We start from the raw sequence: 17,455 nt of genomic DNA, 5'->3' as shown, positions 1-17,455 counted from the left end.
AGGAGGGATCTTTAATGGAAAGAAGAGCTTTTGGAAAAACGGATATGGAAGTTTCAGTATTGGGGTTTGGCGGGGCGGAAATTGGATATTCCGGCGCTACTGCAGAAACGGTGGACCGGCTGCTGGGCAGTGCGCTTGATGCAGGGTTAAATTTTATTGATACTGCAGAATGCTATGGTAACAGCGAGGAATTGATTGGAAAAACGATGTCTCACAGAAGGAACGACTTCTACTTGATTACCAAATGTGGACATGCGTCAGGTTTTGATGCGCCGGACTGGGATCCCCAAATGCTTTCAGAGAGCATTGACCGCAGTCTGAAACGCTTGAACACCGATCGGCTGGACGTTGTTCTTTTGCACAGCTGCTCAAAGGATTTATTGAAGCAGGGAGACGTTATCGAAGTTCTTGAACGGGCGAAGGAACAGGGTAAAACCCGTTATATCGGCTACAGCGGGGATAGTGACGACGCTTTGTTCGCTATTCAAACCAATGCCTTTGATGTGTTTGAAACCTCCTTGAACATAGCCGATCAGCAAGCCATAGAATTGACGCTTCCAGAAGCGCAACAGCGGGGAATGGGTGTGATTGCCAAGCGCCCGATCGCCAATGTGGCCTGGAAGTCGGGGGAAAAGCCGGACAATGAATATATTCAGGAGTATTGGGAGCGGCTGCAACATCTACAATATGATTTTCTGGACAATGAATTCACGGCATCTGTGGAGAAAGCTCTTCGTTTTACATTAAGCACTCCTGGTGTTCATACAGCAATTGTTGGAACCCAGAATCCGGAGCGCTGGACCCAAAACGCACAGCTGCTTGCAAAAGGGGCCTTGCCGAAAGATGAATATGATGCCATCCGCACCGAATGGAGAAAACAATCTCAGGAAAATTGGGTTGGCCAAGTATAAAGGAATCCAAAAGCAAGCCTTCATCCCGCAAAGGGAGATGAAGGCTTGCTTTATTTTAGAAAAATAAACCCAATCATAACAATGGTGGGGATTCCGTATATCAGGGATTGCTGAAAGGTCATTTCCCTATCCAGCCTTTCCTTCCATGTCTTGTAAGCCGAACGTTTTTTCACATACCAATTACCGCTGTTCATGATAATGCACCTCTTTTATGTGTGGAATTTATTACTTTGAAGTTTCCCGAAAACGACATGTTTTTAACCTCATATTCGACAGAAACCGGCGAGTTTTAACGAAATTGTGGTAGCATAGTGGGAGATGAAATGAGAAAAAAAGAGTTATCGCTACGATTATCCTTTTAAATGGATTAAAATAGAAAAAGAGAGTGAAAAGCCAGGAGGGAAAGTTGAAGTGAAACAGAGATTAGGTATAATGTTGATCGCGTTGCTGCTCATGGTGATTGCCGGGTGTTCCGACACTCCAAATCCCGAGCCCAGAATTAAAGACTATATGAAAAACTGGCAGTCTATGAACTTCGATAAGATGTACGATATGCTGTCTGACAGCAGTAAGAAAGCCATCAAAAAGGATGACTTTGTAAAAAAATATTCTGCGATTTACGGAGGAGTCAACGCCCAAAAGATTTCGATCAAGCCAGTGATTCCAAAAGAAGAGCCGGAACCTGATAAAAATGGAAACATTACGTATACATACAACGTGAAAATGGATACAGTAGCTGGCCCTGTAAACTATAAGCACAAGATAAAAATGAAGGAACAGGAAAAGAACGACAAGAAGAATTGGTACATTAATTGGGACTACTCACTGATCTTCCCGGGAATGGAAAAGGGGGATAAGGTGAGAGTACAGACCAATAAAGCAAAACGAGGAGAAATTCTGGACCGCAACGGCAATGGACTTGCCGTTAATGGGATGGCTTACCAGGTCGGAATTGTTCCGCAGAACCTTCCTGAAAACAAAGAGGCAAGCAAAGAAGAACTCGCAAAAGTGCTTGGCATCGATAAGAAAACCATTGATAATGCCCTGAATGCTTCATGGGTGCAGCCTGGTTTCTTTGTTCCTGTTAAAACCATTGCAGAAGGTGATCCGCGCCTGAAAAAGGTGGAGAAAATTAAAGGGGTTTCCACTCAATCGATTGAGACAAGGGTTTACCCTTATAAGGAAGCCGCGTCCCATCTTACCGGATTCGTTCAGCCGATCAAAGCCGATGAGCTAAAAAAACTCCAATCTCATGGCTATGAATCTACCGATATGATCGGAAGAAGAGGACTTGAAAAGTTTTATGAGAAACAGCTTCGAGGAACAAACGGCGGTGTCATCCGTATTGTTGATTCGGGGGAAAATGAAAAAAGGAAAGTGGCCGAAAAAGAAGCAGTTGACGGAAAATCCGTAACCTTGAACATTGATATGTATCTTCAGTCTGATCTGTACAATCAAATGAAAAAGGATGTCGGCACCGCTTCTGCCATCAATCCAAAAACCGGGGAAGTATTGGCGCTTGTCAACAGCCCTGGATTTGATCCGAATGATTTTGTTCTTGGCATTTCCTCGTCGAAATATCAAAGCCTGGAAAAAGATCCAAAGCAGCCGATGCTAAATCGTTTCGCTTATACGTACGCACCTGGCTCTACCTTCAAGCCGATTACAGCATCCATCGGCCTTGAAACCAACAAGCTGGATCCGAACAAGGAAGTTCAGATATCAGGCAAAAAGTGGCAGAAAAAGGGCTGGGACAAGAAATTTGTAACCCGTGTGGCGACAGTGCCGTCCGTTGATTTGGAGAAGGCACTGATGTATTCCGATAACATTTATTTTGCTCAAACCGCACTGGCCATTGGAAAAGACGATATGGTAAAAGGAGCAGAAAAGTTTGGGTTTAATGAAGATATACCCTTTGAACTGGATTTTGAAAATTCTTCACTGACAAAGGATGATATCAATTCAGAAGGCATGCTGGCTGATACAGGTTACGGGCAGGGCAGAGTGGAAATGAACATCTTGCACCTCGGGCTCTCCTATACACCATTTATCAACAATGGCAACCTGATCGCTCCAAAACTGGAGAAAGAAGACAAGCCTGAACAAAAAATCTGGAAGAAAAATGTAATCTCATCTGAAACAGCTTCAAGAATCCGCAGTGATCTTGTGAAGGTGGTGGAGGACAAGAGGGGGACCGGCTATAAGCCGCCTTTGAAAAATTTAGTTCTAGCCGGCAAGACGGGCACCGCCGAACTGAAGTCCAAGATTGGTGAAAAGGGTAAGGAAAACGGCTACTTCGTGGCATTCAACCAAAAAGATCCGAGTCTTCTGATTTCCATGATGATCGAAGGGGTTCAGGATAAAGGCGGCAGCCACTACGTCATTCCGAAAGTAAAAAATTCATTTAAATCGTATATGAAAGAAAAGCCTCTTCGCTAAGAAGAGGTTTTTCCTGCCTAAGGGAAGAAAGATAGTAAGTACATTTCTTTATCCATTATACAAAGGGTGATTTTCGTGCAAACTCCTCTGCTTTTTAATATGAATATCGGCACTCAAAAACCGGAAAGCATCAGGAATACGGCAACCAAGTGCCCGTTTTGTGAGCGGGAAAGCCTTACAGATATCCTCGAAGAAAAGGGAGATATCATTTGGCTGAAGAACAAATATCCTGTGCTGGCCGATGCCTTTCAAACTGTGTTGATTGAAACGAAGGACTGTTTTTCAGAGCTTTCCGAGTACAGTAAAGACCATCTATACGCGCTGATCGATTTTGGACTTCAGGCATGGGAAAAAACAATTAAAAGCGGGGATTACAAATCCGTTATCTTCTTTAAAAATCATGGGCCGTTTTCGGGAGGAACACTACGCCACCCCCATATGCAGATTATTGGCTTCAAGGAAGCGGATTACCATGAGAACATCAGTGCCTCCCAGTTTGAGGGCATAACAATTGACCAGCAAAAAGGCATCGAATTTAACATTTCCACCAAGCCAAAAATGGGATTTTATGAGCTGAATATTCTTATGGAGGACCAGGGAAAAACGAAGGAGCTGGCGGATTATATTCAGTTGTCCACACACTTCCTGTTGAATCATTTTAATAAAAATTGCAACAGCTACAACCTTTTCTTTTACCGGATGGATGAAACGATCATCGCCAAAGTGGTTCCGCGCTTTGCCGCTTCCCCTTTGTATGTCGGTTATTCCTTCCCGCAAGTTGCAAGCAATATTGATGTAATCGCAGAAAAGATCAAATCGCTCTATATATAGGACGGTAATTACATATTTTGTATGGTGGACGGGAAGGGGAAAAGGAAATTTGGAGGAGAAAAAAGTAACGTGGCTGGAACTCTTTTACGATTTGTTGTTTGTAGCAGCAGTAGCTAAGGCAACACATGCGATACTGCATGTTGAAGATGGTTATATTCATACTGAATATCTCGTGAAATTTGTATTGATGTTTGTTCCAATTTGGTGGGCATGGACAGGGCAGACAATGTTCGTTAACCGGTTTGGAGAAGACTCTTCATATCAGCGCCTGTTTATGATTCTTCAAATGGTGTTCGTATTGACCATGATCTCCAGCCTGTCTGTAGATTTTGATCACTATTATCTTTCATTTCTGATCGGCTATATGGGCCTTAGAGGACTAACGGCCATTCAATATCTGGTTGTTCAGAATGTGGAAGAGGGAGATGTAAAGCGCGTTGCCTGGTATTTGGGCAGAACCTTTTGGATTGGTATTGCCGTGTCCTCCCTGTCCCTTTTCTTTGATTCCTGGATTCGCTATGCAGTACTGTATGCAGGCATTTTAATTGATATGTTGATGCCCGTTGCGGGGCGCCGTTATCTTGTAAAAGGCCCGCCACATACTGCTCATTTGCTGGAACGGTTTGCTTTATTAACCTTAATTCTTTTTGGGGAAACGGTTGTCAGTACGCTGGCCGTAATGCAGCCGCAAAAAGGGGATTGGAACTCCATCTCATTTTCCATTCTTTCATTCATCCTGATCATCGCCATGTGGTGGCAGTATTTTGACAACGTGGAAAAGAAAGTGAATAAAGAAATTCAAACTGCGGGGCAAACCATCATATACGGACATTTGTTTATTTTAATGTCGTTGAGCATGATTGCTGCTTCCATACAGCTGTTGTTTCTGCACGAAGTCGACTATTTATTTATCGTGTATTTTGTATTTAGTTCTGTATTCGTTTACTTTGTGTCTACCACTCTTGTCTTTCATCAGTATAGGTATGAAAAAGATCGTTTAGGCTACCATCATCTTGTACTTTTTTTTGGAATTCTTGTTGCTTTCTTTATCATTAATCTTATCGTTGTAACCCCAAATATTATGATTATTGGAGAACTGGCTTTGTTTTTTATCCTTTATGCTGCAATAACCACAAGATAATCATAGGAAAAAGACGCTGTGCTTTATTTCACACAGCGCCTTTTTCCTTTTTATTCTGATCCACTGGGATCGACTTCATCCCAAGACATGGTGGTTACTTCAGTAAACTCTCCGTTTTCAACCTCTTCTTCAGTTGCCTCCTGATTCAATTCCTCTGCATCATTCATTCCGGGTGCAACAGTGGGTTCGTCTTTGCGTTCCTTTTTCATGGTGCTGTTCCTCCTTTCTTTTTGTCTGGTATTCAAAGTATCCCCTTTAATTAGGAAATTACTCCCATCCAGCCCTTTTCTTCAGGTTAAACAAGGGATTTTAAAGCCTGTGGTGAAGTAGTAATCTAGGTACAATTGAGGATGCACAACCGCAAGGGTTTTACATTTTTATCAATCCAGGGGAGGTAACCAATGATGATGAATGTGCCTTTACGCGTTACAGCGATGATGGAGCATGCTGAAATGTTTTTCCCTAAAAAAACGGTGGTCAGCCGGACGGCTTCTGGAATTCGAACATTTACATACCGTGAAATTGCCAATCGTACAAGGCGGCTTAGCAGTGCGCTAAAAAAAATAGGTGTCCAAAAGGGAGACAAGGTAGGAACACTGGCTTGGAACCATCACCGCCATCTCGAAGCTTATTTTGGGATTCCCGGTGCAGAAGCTGTTCTACATACGATCAACATCCGCTTGTCACCTGCTCATATTGCGTATATCATCAATCATGCAGAAGACAAAGTGCTTTTGATTGATCAGGATATATTGCCGCTGATTGAAGCAATCAGGGAAGAGATTACAGGTGTGCAATCGTTTATCCTGATGACCGATGAGCCGGAACTTCCCGAATCGTCTTTAGAGCCGCTTTATCATTATGAAGCCTTGCTCGATGAAGGTGATCCGAACTTTGCTTTTAATCCGGATATCGATGAAAATGAACCAGCGGGCATGTGCTATACATCAGCCACCACAGGAAATCCAAAGGGTGTTGTCTATTCCCACCGCGGCATTGTTCTTCATAGTATGGCGCTCGGGCATGTGGATGGAGGAAGTGTTTCAGAATCCGATATCTGTATGCCTGTTGTTCCAATGTTCCATGTGAACGCCTGGGGTCTTCCGTTTGCCGCCGTCTGGTTTGGAACCACCCAAGTGCTTCCGGGACCACAGTTTACTCCAAAGCTACTTGCGGATCTGATTGAACAGGAGAAAGTCACTATTACTGCAGGGGTGCCGACGATCTGGCTCGGATTGCTGAAAGTGCTTGATGAAGGAGAATACGATACAAGCAGTCTTCGCTGTATTTTATGCGGGGGTTCAGCCGCCCCTAAAGGACTGATCCAAGCGTTTGAATCCAAGCATAACATCCCGTTTGCACACGCTTATGGTATGACAGAAACCAGTCCACTTGTGGTTTTTTCCCGAATTAAAAGCTACCAGCAGGATCTCAGTAATGAAGATAAGCTGAATATCCGGGCGAAGCAGGGCTACCTAGTACCGGGTGTGGAAATGAAGATAAAAGGCGCAAACGGAGACGTTAAATGGGATGGCAATGAAATGGGAGAGCTTCTTCTCCGGGGCAATTGGATCGCTGATGAATATTACGGTGAAGAGCCGTCTTCCGCATTTGAAGATGGCTGGCTTCATACCGGTGATGTTGTCACAGTGGATGAGGAAGGGACAATAAAAATTGTAGACCGCACGAAGGATTTGATAAAGAGCGGGGGAGAGTGGATTTCTTCTGTTGATCTTGAAAACGCTCTCATCGCTCATGAGGATATATTCGAGGCATGCGTGGTCGCGGTTCCTGATCCAGAGTGGCAGGAGCGGCCGATTGCTTGTGTGGTGTTGAAGGAAGGAAAACGTGGCCAGGTTACTAAGGAAGACATCAAAGAGTATTTAAAACCGCAGTTTGCCAAATGGTGGATTCCCGACGATGTTTTGTTTATGGATGAAATTCCGAAAACATCGGTCGGCAAGTTTTTAAAGCGTGCCCTCAGAGACCAGGTTCGTGATCACTATGCAGGTGAAGGTAGAGTAGAGACGAAATAAACCATCAGGCTGCCTCTGCTTTAGCAAAGGCGGCTTCTTCATGAAAGAGTAGAGGTGTCGGACGTGTTGATTACAGAACTTCAGTTTAAAGATGAACTCCTGAAAACGATTATTGATAATGCCTTTCATTGTGTGGTTGTCGTTGACATTAATGGCATCATCACATACTTAAATCAGGCATATTGCGATTTTATTAAAGTGGATCAGCACGGATCGGTCGGCAGACATGTGACCGATGTGATTGAAAATACGAGAATGCATATTGTGGCCAGAACTGGAAAAGAGGAGATTGCCGATCTGCAGTTCATTGAAGGCAATTATATGATTGCGGACCGTCTTCCCATCCGCCAGGCCGGCAAGGTTGTTGGTGCAGTCGGAACCGTTACCTTTAGAGATACTGAGGAGTGGCGGACCATGAATTCCCATATCAAAAATCTGTTAACGGAACTGGAATATTACCGGAGTGTTCAGGAGGAGAATACCGGCGCAAAATATTCTCTTCATGATATTGTAGGCTCATCATCTGAGATAAAGGTTTTGAAAGAGCGGATCAAAAAAGTAGCAGCCAGTGACGTTTCGGTGCTGATTCGGGGTGAAAGCGGGACGGGCAAGGAACTGTTTGCCCACAGCATCCATCAATTAAGTGAACGCTCGAATAAGCCTTTCATCAAGGTCAATTGCGGTGCCATCCCGGAACATCTTTTGGAATCGGAGCTGTTTGGCTACGAGGAAGGAGCATTTACTGGCGCCAAAAAGGGAGGAAAGCTTGGCAAATTCCAACTGGCTGACGGGGGGACTATTTTTCTCGATGAGATCGGTGATATGCCCCTTCACATGCAGGTGAAGCTGCTGCGCGTGCTTCAGGATCGGGAAGTGGAAGCGGTCGGCAGCGTGAAGCCGATAAAGGTGGATGTGCGTGTGATCGCGGCCACCAATAAGCCGCTGGAGAAAATGGTGGAAGAGCAGCGGTTTCGGGAGGATCTGTTTTACCGGATTCATGTGATTCAGGTGAACATCCCTCCATTGCGTGACCGGCCGGAAGATATCAAAGAGCTATCCCGGCATTTTCTTGCCAAAATCAATAAGCGCTCCGGAAGGCGGATCCTTGGCCTCCAGGAAGAGGTAGCCGGTTTGTTTGACAGCCACAATTGGCCCGGCAACGCGCGCGAGCTGGAGAACGTTATCGAAGCCGCCGTGCATTTGTGCCATGGCGATCGGATTACAAAGGATGCCCTTCCAGATTATTTAAAAGAAGTCTCCGTTCTGTCCCTGGGAAAACGGAGCCTGAAGGAGATCTTGGAGGAAACAGAAAGGCGGGTGCTGCAGGCTGCGCTAAGGGAGCACCATGGCGACCGGCTGAAAACAGCCAAAACCCTTGGTATCGGCAAGACAAGCTTGTATGACAAGCTGAAAAAGTATGGGGTGGAGTGACAGGGGCGTGAAGTCGAAAGGGAGTAAGTGTAGTTGGCATAATATGGTTTTTTGGTCAGTAAATTTCAAATTCCGCAAGTAAATCATTCAAACACGCTGTATTTTATTTTTTGGAAACTCAAACAGGGGATTTTTACTTACTAAAATCCCCTGAATCACAAAAAATACAGCAGCCACAGCAAATTCCTGCATTTTCTTCTTGTACCGTCCTCCTCCGCAGCTAGCAAAAGGTGAGATCCCTTAAACTGCAAGAAACTGGCTCCTTCAAAAAACGAAAATACTTGTTAACTTTTCCTGAGTAAGCTCATCTACCCCAATCCACTTTGTTGATTTTCCAAGCGGACCATGGTGTCAGCCTCGCCACTGTGATGCGAATCATCGTCTTTTCCACACCTTTATTTTCTCTGTAAATCACCGTTTTAACGGGAATAACGGTTTTAAACGTTCGATGCTTTTTTGATTCTTTCCCCCGGATATCATAATGGATGGCGGTTACGCCTTTACCCGTTTTCAAAAGCTTTTTGCTTTCCGCCCCTTTTTCAGGAAGAACCGGTTTCATCAAATCTGGATCATTTTCTTTGAGTGACAATAAGTACATTTGAACAATCTGATGCGGGTTGGCGTGATGGGCGTAATCTTCAAGTTTTCCCCCTGCTTTTAGGATCATCAATTTATGGGAAGGATCCGCGTTGCGTGTTTTATGCGTGGTGCTTCCGGCGAAATGAATGCAAAAATGGCCCGGAAAGCCGTTTTGTAGCGCTCCCGCTCCGTGGGGCATGCCATGCATGGAAGCGGCCAGCATTTTCCCCTTAACTGGTATGAGGATAGCCCGCCGGCGCCAGCTCCATTTCCCGTTATAAAGGTGCTTCAGGACTGCGGTGTCTTTATAGGTCAACGGCTGAACATCGGCATGTTTGTTCCCGGCGCGGCGCTGCACAGAAAAATAAAAGCCGGTTTCCAGGTCAATGACCTTGAATTTTTTTCCGGTAGGCAAAAGCCGGTTCACTTTTTCCCATTTTAAAATGGTTCCTTTTTCGGGAACAGGATAGACGGTAAAAGGGAATTCGCTTGCTTCTGCTGCATGGAAGGGAAGGATCATTAGCATAAGAACAAAAAGAAAAGTAAGGCGGTTTTTTCGGCTGTCCATGTCTTTTATCTCCTTGAAAATTTTTTCTTTTTTAATATCTCAATGATCTCCTGAAAATAACCGTTTTTTTTCCGTTTACCATGGCAAAAGAGCCACATTTTAAGATTTCGGGCTTATCACTTTGGGCCAAGTAATCACCTTTCTTCTCCCTATCCCATATCTTGTATATTATCCTGTGGGAACAGGGGGGCTAACGTTGGTTTATATAAAAGGGAAGCAACTGAACACATTAGAAGATATACCGGGATTCGGACAATTTTCTGAGGCCCAGCGTGCAACTGCGGTACGACTGCTGAACAGCAGGGAGTCCTTTTTTTATGATAGTTCCAGGCAGCTTCAATTCGAAATCACATATCGTGCAAACATTGTTTCATCTGCTTATGCGCTGAAGAACAGCGGAGCGCGGTTTGCGACGTTTCAAACAGCAAGAGCGAACCGGAAATTCTGGATTTTAACGGCCTATGGTGGATTTCTGATCCGTCCGGATGTTACACCGGCGGATGCGATTACCGATATTTTTGTTAATGGGCGAAAATATGCTTTCGAATGTACCACCTCCATGATGATTATCCTCTATAAAGGGTTGCTGGAGACGATTGGACCGACAACCTTTAATCAGCTGTTTCGGGGATTGTTGTTGTGGAGCACTGAACATGATGAGGACCTTCAGCTGACTGCTGTGACGAGCGGGGATTCCTTGCCTGGGGACATCCGCTACATTCAGAATCCGGAGTTTCATCCTGCGACTCCTCAGTGGCAGGGCGAGAATTTGATTGACTTAGGAAACGGGATGTTTTTCGGCCATGGCATCGGAGTGGGAATGCTCGGTGAATTCATTGAAATTCTCAACCAGCGTAGGCGTCCGGGAGCCACGACGTCTGCCTTTTTGACCGCGCAGATCATCCGTCCGAACTTTAGAAGAATGGCGGAATATACAGGACATCCGCTTCGGCGTCTGCTTGTATAGAAAAACCACCCGGCAAATGATAACCGGGTGGTTTTTACTGTTCTTTTATTGAATGTAAGGAAGCGGGTTAACCGCGTTGGTTTTACCAACATTCCAAGGTCCTTTATGAAGCTCGAAGTGAAGATGCTGTCCAAAGGAATGACCGGTGTTGCCCATGTGGCCAAGAGTTTGTCCTTGGGAAACCGTCTGGCCGGTGCTTACTGCGCGGTCTCTCATGTGGGCGTAAACCGTTGTGTAAAGCTGTCCATCGATATAATGGGACAAGAAGACCACATTTCCGTAAGAAGATGAGGTGTAAGAGCGGATTACCGTTCCGGATGCGGCTGCATGGATTGGAACAATACCTCCGGCTGCAATATCAACTCCTGCATGGAACTTGTTCCATCTTGAACCAAGCTGTGAAGTAACAACCCCTGCTGATGGGAAGATGAATTTTCCGGAAGAGCTAGGCGGTGTATACGATGGTTCAGGTTTTGGCTCAGGCTTTGGAGCAGGTTTTGACGGAGCTGGTGCTGGTGCAGATTCATGAGCCGGCTGGCTTGCTTTTTCCTTTGCTGCACGTTCAGCCGCTGCTTTTTGGGCGGCTTCTCTTGCTGCCGCTTCTTTTGCTGCTTTGGCTGCGGCAGCTTTAGCTGCTGCTTCACGGCGCGCACGTTCAGCCGCTTCTTTTTTCGCTCGTGCAATTTCTGCTTTGATTGCTTTTTCCTGATCGGCAAGAAGAGCATCTTTTTCTTCAAGCTTTCCGATGTCATCATGAAGGTGGTTTTCTTCGCTGCGAAGTTGCTTCATAATCTTATTTTTCTTGCTTTTTTGATCCTTCAGCTGGCTATTCAATGAATTCAGCTCATCCAATTGGCCGTTCAGTGAAGAAAGCTTTGACTCCACCTGCTGCTTTTTTTGTTCGACTGCTTCTTTGTCACGCTTATGTTCTTCCAGAATCGTTTTATCCTGCTCCGCGATGATGTTCAGGCTGATCATGCGGTCAAGGAAATCACCGAATCCCTGTGAACCAAGCAGCACTTCTATGTATTTTACAGGGCCGCCTGTTTCGTACATATTGCGAACACGCTCTTTCAGTAAGGCATCACGTGCTTTAATGCGCTTTTCAAGTTCTGCAATTTCGCTTTTCAATTTTTCAATGTCCGCTTTTGTTTGAGCGATTTCATCTTTTTTGTTTTGAATATCGTCCGCTGTCTTTTTTAACGATGCTTGGAGCTTATCCAATTCCTTCAGGAGCTGGTCCTGTTCACCCTGTACTTTTTTAACCTGCTTGTTTTTCTTAGCTTGTTCTGCATGGTTTTCGGCTTGCTTTTGTTGAACTTCTTTCAGCGTTTCTGCAGATGCTGATGTGTATGTAAACCCGGATAGTCCAATACTAATTGATAAAGCAGCTGTTAAAATCTTCCTCTTCAACAATAAGTCCCCCTCTTCGTGCAAATGTTACCAGTCTATTAATCACAGAGATTATTATAGCATTTAAAATCGACAAGTTTTCGTGAAATAATATTACATTTGTGTTTCATAATGTTACAGCAATCGTTGTAATTTGACATTAAACTGGATAAATGAGCCAATTCACCCGGATAGAGGACATTATTTACTGAATGGTGAAACGTAATTCTGTCGAGTTTTATCAGAACCTCAGCATTTAGAAAATAAAATTGTTTTATAATGGTCGGAAACCAATAAGGCAAAAAAAGCATCCGCTGCAGGTTGCAGCGGATGCTGTTCCAAGGTTATGGAGTTGGTTTTTGGCGGTCCAGCGGAAGTGTGATGCACCGGAAAGCACCGCCTGATTTAATAATCTCGGTAATGTCCACCTCAATCACGTGATAGCCTCTTTCTTTGAGTTTGGCATTGATTTTTTTATTTACCGGGAGGGCAAAAATGGTTTTGTCTCCGATCGACAATATATTTGTGCCAAGCGTAAATTGCTCATCTTCATCAATTTCAATCGTTTTGTACCGTGAAGTCAGCAATTTTAACTCCTCTTCATGAAATGCAGGGGGATAAATGATGGCTTCCTCGGGTGATAAAACGTTGAACACACAGTCAAGATGCAAATATTTCTCATTGAAGGGAACCGGGATGATGGTATAATCCCGCTCGTGCTTCTGGAGATTGGCAATCGATTCCCGGCTTGTGCGGTGGCTCACGCCAACATACACGGTTTTTCGGTCCAGCAGCACATCACCGCCTTCAATACTGTCGTGCTGCAAATCTTTAATCGTAATGTGTTCTTCATTTATCCACTCTTTCAGTATCTTTTCTTCTCCCTGCCTGATTTCCCGCCCCATTGCCGAGATATACAGCGTATGTCCGATGGTAAAGCCGATATCTCTCGTGAAAACCTGCTCTGGATATTCCTGTAAAGGGGGAAGGCAGTGCACCGTAATCCCTTTCTCTTCAAGGGCTTTGATAAATGTCTTATGCTGTTTTACCGCAAGCTCTGTGTCGATATTTTCGTCGGCATAGTATTTCTGTGTTTCATTAATGACTTCACGAATTTTCATGAACTTGGGCTCACACAGAATTACATCTTTCAATCGATCATATTCGCTAAAACAGGCCATTTGATCCCTCATTTTCTAATCATTTTCTCATCGCATCTGTAAAGATTCCTGCTATATTTTTTCTCATAAATAAGAAAAATATGCGTAAAGGTTCTAGCTTTCCAAGAGTTTTGAAATGGTATAGGAAATCATATGCTGAGTTGCCAATAGGGAGGAAAGTTGAAGCCGCTCGGTCCATTTGTGCGCATCCCGTCCCATTGGGCCTAAATTCATCACAGGCATCGTCAGCTCCTTCATATCATTCAATGGAAGATGGTACCGTTCACCGTAAACCGGCATGTTGTCGAGAAGCGGGCGCAGTTCCTCTTGTTTATAGGACAGTCCAACATAGCTCAAGTCGGAAAGTCCGGCAAAATAGTTTTGTTTTTTTAATGTGATTTGAAATTGGCTTTCAGCAAACTGGATGACATCTCCTGAAACCTTCTGAATCAATGAATCCTCCCTGGATGATACGGCTGGATAGAAGGGAGGGGCATAAAAAAGAACGATCATTGGCGCATATTGCTTGCAAAGACTGGCCAGATCATTGACCAGCATGGTGGTTACATCCCGGTCATCGAGATGGGGATGAGTGGATAAAATATAGTTTTCCCTCCGTGTAATCTCCTCCTGACCATGCAGTTCAAGTGCTTTTTCAAACAGCTCCTGAAACGTAAAGACAGTTATGGCAGGCTTTTTTACGTCAAACGGTACCAGCTTTGAATAAGCAAGCGCTTTTTCATAAAAAAAGGATTCCACATTTTTGGCCGCCTCTTTTGCAAGCCTGAGCAGCTGCAGGTTCACTTCGGAAAAGGATTTTTCCATCATCAGCAAATTAAACAACGTGACTGCTGCATGTGGGATCTGAACGGAGTAATGGTCTTTTAAATCTTTCTGCAGCAGATTAGCAGGAGGCGGTATCGCCTCATCCCCAAGCGTTTCGCAAAAATCGAGGTTAAGCTCCAGCATTCTTGTCATTTCTGCTGCCATCAAGTTTCCGTTTAATCCGCCAAAGGGTTCGCCCACATGGGTTTCCCGGCCGTAACAAAGAAAACCGGGAAGTAGTTTGCCCACTGTACCGGTATATAAATAATGATTTTTGTCCCCGGGGTAGCGGGTAAAAGCGGGTTCCCCGTTCAGGCAGGCTTTATAGGAAATTGAGTATTGGCGTTTCAATTGCTCCAGCGCAGGGATGGCAGCAAGCATACCGGCGGAATTCACTTCTTCGTCTGGAACGGAAACCATTAAAATGTTTCCCGGGAAGTGGCCCTCGGCCGCCTGTTCAATCATGGAAAGGTGTAGGGCCACACCGGCTTTCATGTCCATGGTGCCGCGTCCAAACAGCCATTGGCCATTCTCCAAATCTTCCATTAATTCATCCGGAAGATTTGGCAGTTGTTCGATTTTTTCCGTCAGTTCTGCCGGACGAAAGGCCAGATGCTTCAAGTCGCCATAGTCTTCTATGTTCACCACATCAAAATGGCTTAACAGAATAACAGTATCCTCATGGGGGCCATTTCGGACAAAGGCTGTTAATAGCTTGCGTCCATCCGGCATAGGGTGTAGCTGCAAATGGCTAGGGTTGTATTTGTAATAATCCAGAGAGTTTAGCGTGTAGTAGAGATGTTCAGCCATCGCAATTTCAGCCGGTTCAGTTGAGATGCTTGGTATTTCCACGAGTTCTTTTACAAGTGCCGTTAGCGATTCCTTGTCTTGCCATCTGTTCATATAATCCCTCTTTTCTATGAAGTAGCTTGCTTTCTAGTAATTGATATTATCCTAACACATATTGTAAATTCTTAAGAATCTTAAGAAAGATTGAAGGTTTACTGGGATTTATTGACTCCTTCACACGTGCTCTGTAACATCGGTTTTGTAACAAGCAATACAATGGCGGAGGGGAAAAGAATGATAGAGGTTAATGGGCTTTCTCATGAATTTCGAATCGGGCAAAAAGGAAAGGAAAAAGTGGTACCTGTCCTTCATCATGTGGATTTACATGTAAAACAGGGAGAAATTGCAGCAATTGTCGGCAAAAGCGGTTCAGGAAAATCCACCTTGCTTAACTTAATCAGCGGCTATATCAAACCTGTTTCAGGAATGATTCGAATTAATGGTACGGATGTTACATCATTTAATGAAGGGCAATGGGCGGATTTCCGCTTGAACCAGATGGGATTTATTTTTCAAAGCTTTCAATTGATCCCCAGCATGACGGCTTTCGAGAACGTGGAATTGCCGCTTATTTTAAAAGGGGTGAATGAAAAGGAAAGGCAAAAACAGACCCAGGGGATGCTTGAAACAGTGGGGTTATTAGAATATGGCGGACATTATCCGGGTGAATTATCCGGGGGCCAGCAGCAACGGGTGAGTATTGCAAGGGCACTTATCGTGCATCCTCCGATTATACTGGCGGATGAACCTACCGGCAGCCTGGACAGTGACAATGAAAAGGAGCTTCTTGCTTTCATTCAGAAATTGAACAGAGAACGCGGGATTACCTTTTTGATCATCACTCACGATCAGGAAGTGGCACAGATCGCACACCGAACGATAGAAATAGCGGATGGGTTTGTAATGGAGGGGGAAAGCGTCTATGAAGTTCAAGGATAGGTATCGTTTTGTCCGGGCAAATATGAAAAAGAATAAAACACGCGTGATCATGACGGTATTGGCAGCAACGATTGGTTGTGCATTTTTAATCGTTCTGGCTTCAATCGGTTTTGGCATCCACAAAACAGCGATAAAGGATATTACGAACGGCAGGCTGATGACGGAAATTGAAGTGCATGGGGAAAAGCCTTTTACTCGGAAGGATATCCAAAAGCTCGATGAGCTAAAAAACACAAAAACGGTCACTCGCAAACAGATTGTTGAAAATAATTTAACGTATCACCTGGAAAAATATGAATCCCGTTCAGAAACCATGGTTGCTGATATTCCTGCAGAAAAGAAGGCAGGATTTGAATTGAGCAGGGGAAGAATGCCGATACATAAAAATGAAATCATAGTCGGGTATGATTTTGCGCAGGGTCTTGCTAAGATTCCCGATGAGGAAACGAAAAATCTCTCAGAAAAGGAATTGCAGAACAAGTTGAAGGAAAGCCAATATAAAGGGGACCTGCTGGGGAAAACCGTTCAACTGGAAATTCAGCAGATGAAGGGCAAAAAGATAGTAAAGAAAAACTTTCCGCTCACCATTGCCGGTATTGGAAAGAAACCATCCAAGCAATGGATGCTGAATGAGTCCGTTTTTATTTCTGAAGGTTTGTTAAAAGACATTGAGCGTTTTACCAAAACACCAAGAGGGATCATGAATCTGCCGGAAAATAAGCCTATAAAGATGGATTACAATGTATTTAATAATGTGAAAGTATACACTCATACAGCAGATGAGGTGGAGGGTGTTTCAAAAAAAATTGAAAAGATGGGCTATAGCACTTATTCTGCACAAAATGAACTAAAGCAGATCAACGTAATTTTCCTGATTATAAAAATTGGCCTGATTACGGTTGGGACTGTTGCGGTTTTAATTGCCTCCATTGGTATTTTCAACACGATGACGATGGCTGTAACTGAAAGAGCGCAAGATATTGGTATTATGAAAGCGATTGGTGCCCATCCGGGTGTGATCAAAAAAATCTTTCTGATGGAAAGCAGTTTTATTGGGATCATGGGCGCATTAATTGGAACGGCGATTGCCTATTTGTTCAGTTATGGCGTGAACCTCATTCTTCCTGTACTGATTGAGCAGTTTTTTCATGAGAAACCACCTGAAAACTTTTATTTCTCCTACATTCCGGTATCCTTACCATTAATCTGTATTGCCATTTGCTTCAGCGTGACTTTGATCTCCGGATTGCGGCCAGCCGTCCGTGCAACACAAGTGGATGTTTTGAAAGCACTGAGAAGGGATATATAAAAATGAAGCCGCCTTTTAAAAAAAGGTGGCTTTTAAATTGCGATATAAACAAAATCAAATGTTTATTTGATAAAATAA

The 17,455-nt window shown here is 44.2% G+C and carries 15 protein-coding genes; 9 read left to right on the top strand and 6 right to left on the bottom strand.

The features are described 5' to 3' along the window. The first annotated feature begins 14 nt into the window (after nucleotides 1-14). Nucleotides 15-911 carry an aldo/keto reductase gene (locus BLT53_RS13135; protein ID WP_090235433.1) on the top strand — a complete coding sequence of 299 codons (897 nt, stop codon included), beginning with the start codon at nucleotides 15-17 and terminating at the stop codon, nucleotides 909-911. A gap of 50 nt (nucleotides 912-961) precedes the next feature. On the opposite strand, the gene BLT53_RS25120 is transcribed toward BLT53_RS13135, so the two are convergent. Beyond that, nucleotides 962-1,105, bottom strand: a complete 144-nt coding sequence (locus BLT53_RS25120) for a hypothetical protein (protein ID WP_170834340.1) — start codon at nucleotides 1,103-1,105, stop codon at nucleotides 962-964. Between the two features lie 217 nt (nucleotides 1,106-1,322). On the opposite strand from BLT53_RS25120, the gene BLT53_RS13130 reads away from it, so the two are divergent. The 3 genes from BLT53_RS13130 (at nucleotide 1,323) to BLT53_RS13120 (ending at nucleotide 5,322) form a co-directional block, all read left to right on the top strand. After that, the gene (locus BLT53_RS13130; protein ID WP_139168403.1) at nucleotides 1,323-3,350 is read left to right on the top strand and encodes a penicillin-binding transpeptidase domain-containing protein; all 2,028 of its coding nucleotides are present in this window, start codon (nucleotides 1,323-1,325) and stop codon (nucleotides 3,348-3,350) included. A gap of 99 nt (nucleotides 3,351-3,449) precedes the next feature. Continuing rightward, nucleotides 3,450-4,181, top strand: a complete 732-nt coding sequence (locus tag BLT53_RS13125) for a DUF4931 domain-containing protein (protein WP_090236877.1) — start codon at nucleotides 3,450-3,452, stop codon at nucleotides 4,179-4,181. A gap of 49 nt (nucleotides 4,182-4,230) precedes the next feature. Next, entirely contained in the window at nucleotides 4,231-5,322 is a 1,092-nt protein-coding gene (locus BLT53_RS13120; RefSeq protein ID WP_090235430.1) for a low temperature requirement protein A, read from the top strand. A gap of 50 nt (nucleotides 5,323-5,372) precedes the next feature. Here BLT53_RS13120 and BLT53_RS25115 read toward each other — a convergent pair whose 3' ends face one another. After that, nucleotides 5,373-5,531 (bottom strand): hypothetical protein, encoded by a 159-nt coding sequence (locus BLT53_RS25115; RefSeq protein WP_170834339.1) that lies wholly within the window; start codon nucleotides 5,529-5,531, stop codon nucleotides 5,373-5,375. Nucleotides 5,532-5,726: 195 nt separating this feature from the next. Here BLT53_RS25115 and BLT53_RS13115 point away from each other — a divergent pair, with 195 nt between their 5' ends. Beyond that, entirely contained in the window at nucleotides 5,727-7,358 is a 1,632-nt protein-coding gene (locus BLT53_RS13115) for a long-chain fatty acid--CoA ligase (RefSeq protein ID WP_170834405.1), read from the top strand. Between the two features lie 63 nt (nucleotides 7,359-7,421). Next, nucleotides 7,422-8,789: a sigma-54 interaction domain-containing protein gene (locus tag BLT53_RS13110; RefSeq protein WP_090235427.1), complete on the top strand. Its 1,368-nt coding sequence runs from the start codon at nucleotides 7,422-7,424 to the stop codon at nucleotides 8,787-8,789. Nucleotides 8,790-9,093: 304 nt separating this feature from the next. Here the strand turns inward: BLT53_RS13110 and BLT53_RS13105 are convergent, their stop codons facing one another. After that, nucleotides 9,094-9,936, bottom strand: a complete 843-nt coding sequence (locus BLT53_RS13105) for a hypothetical protein (RefSeq protein ID WP_090235426.1) — start codon at nucleotides 9,934-9,936, stop codon at nucleotides 9,094-9,096. Nucleotides 9,937-10,132: 196 nt separating this feature from the next. On the opposite strand from BLT53_RS13105, the gene BLT53_RS13100 reads away from it, so the two are divergent. Further along, nucleotides 10,133-10,903 (top strand): hypothetical protein, encoded by a 771-nt coding sequence (locus tag BLT53_RS13100; RefSeq protein WP_090235424.1) that lies wholly within the window; start codon nucleotides 10,133-10,135, stop codon nucleotides 10,901-10,903. A gap of 45 nt (nucleotides 10,904-10,948) precedes the next feature. On the opposite strand, the gene BLT53_RS13095 is transcribed toward BLT53_RS13100, so the two are convergent. From BLT53_RS13095 to BLT53_RS13085, 3 genes are all read right to left on the bottom strand, one after another. After that, a complete protein-coding gene (locus BLT53_RS13095) occupies nucleotides 10,949-12,316 on the bottom strand; it encodes a murein hydrolase activator EnvC family protein (protein WP_090235423.1) in 1,368 nt (455 codons plus the stop codon). Between the two features lie 323 nt (nucleotides 12,317-12,639). Next, nucleotides 12,640-13,476 carry a dimethylarginine dimethylaminohydrolase family protein gene (locus tag BLT53_RS13090; protein ID WP_244520408.1) on the bottom strand — a complete coding sequence of 279 codons (837 nt, stop codon included), beginning with the start codon at nucleotides 13,474-13,476 and terminating at the stop codon, nucleotides 12,640-12,642. A gap of 93 nt (nucleotides 13,477-13,569) precedes the next feature. Further along, nucleotides 13,570-15,183, bottom strand: a complete 1,614-nt coding sequence (locus BLT53_RS13085; protein ID WP_090235419.1) for a M20/M25/M40 family metallo-hydrolase — start codon at nucleotides 15,181-15,183, stop codon at nucleotides 13,570-13,572. A 180-nt stretch (nucleotides 15,184-15,363) separates the two neighbouring features. Here BLT53_RS13085 and BLT53_RS13080 point away from each other — a divergent pair, with 180 nt between their 5' ends. Both BLT53_RS13080 and BLT53_RS13075 read left to right on the top strand, forming a co-directional pair. Next, nucleotides 15,364-16,068, top strand: coding sequence for an ABC transporter ATP-binding protein (locus tag BLT53_RS13080; RefSeq protein ID WP_090235418.1), 705 nt, complete (start codon nucleotides 15,364-15,366; stop codon nucleotides 16,066-16,068). After that, nucleotides 16,052-17,377 carry an ABC transporter permease gene (locus BLT53_RS13075; protein WP_090235416.1) on the top strand — a complete coding sequence of 442 codons (1,326 nt, stop codon included), beginning with the start codon at nucleotides 16,052-16,054 and terminating at the stop codon, nucleotides 17,375-17,377. The genes BLT53_RS13080 and BLT53_RS13075 overlap by 17 nt, the downstream gene beginning before the upstream one ends. The last annotated feature ends 78 nt before the right edge of the window (nucleotides 17,378-17,455 follow it).

This window comes from Fictibacillus solisalsi (assembly GCF_900103485.1).
GTDB lineage: Bacteria > Bacillota > Bacilli > Bacillales > Fictibacillaceae > Fictibacillus_C > Fictibacillus_C solisalsi.
This window is presented reverse-complemented; position numbering and strand designations above follow the sequence as displayed.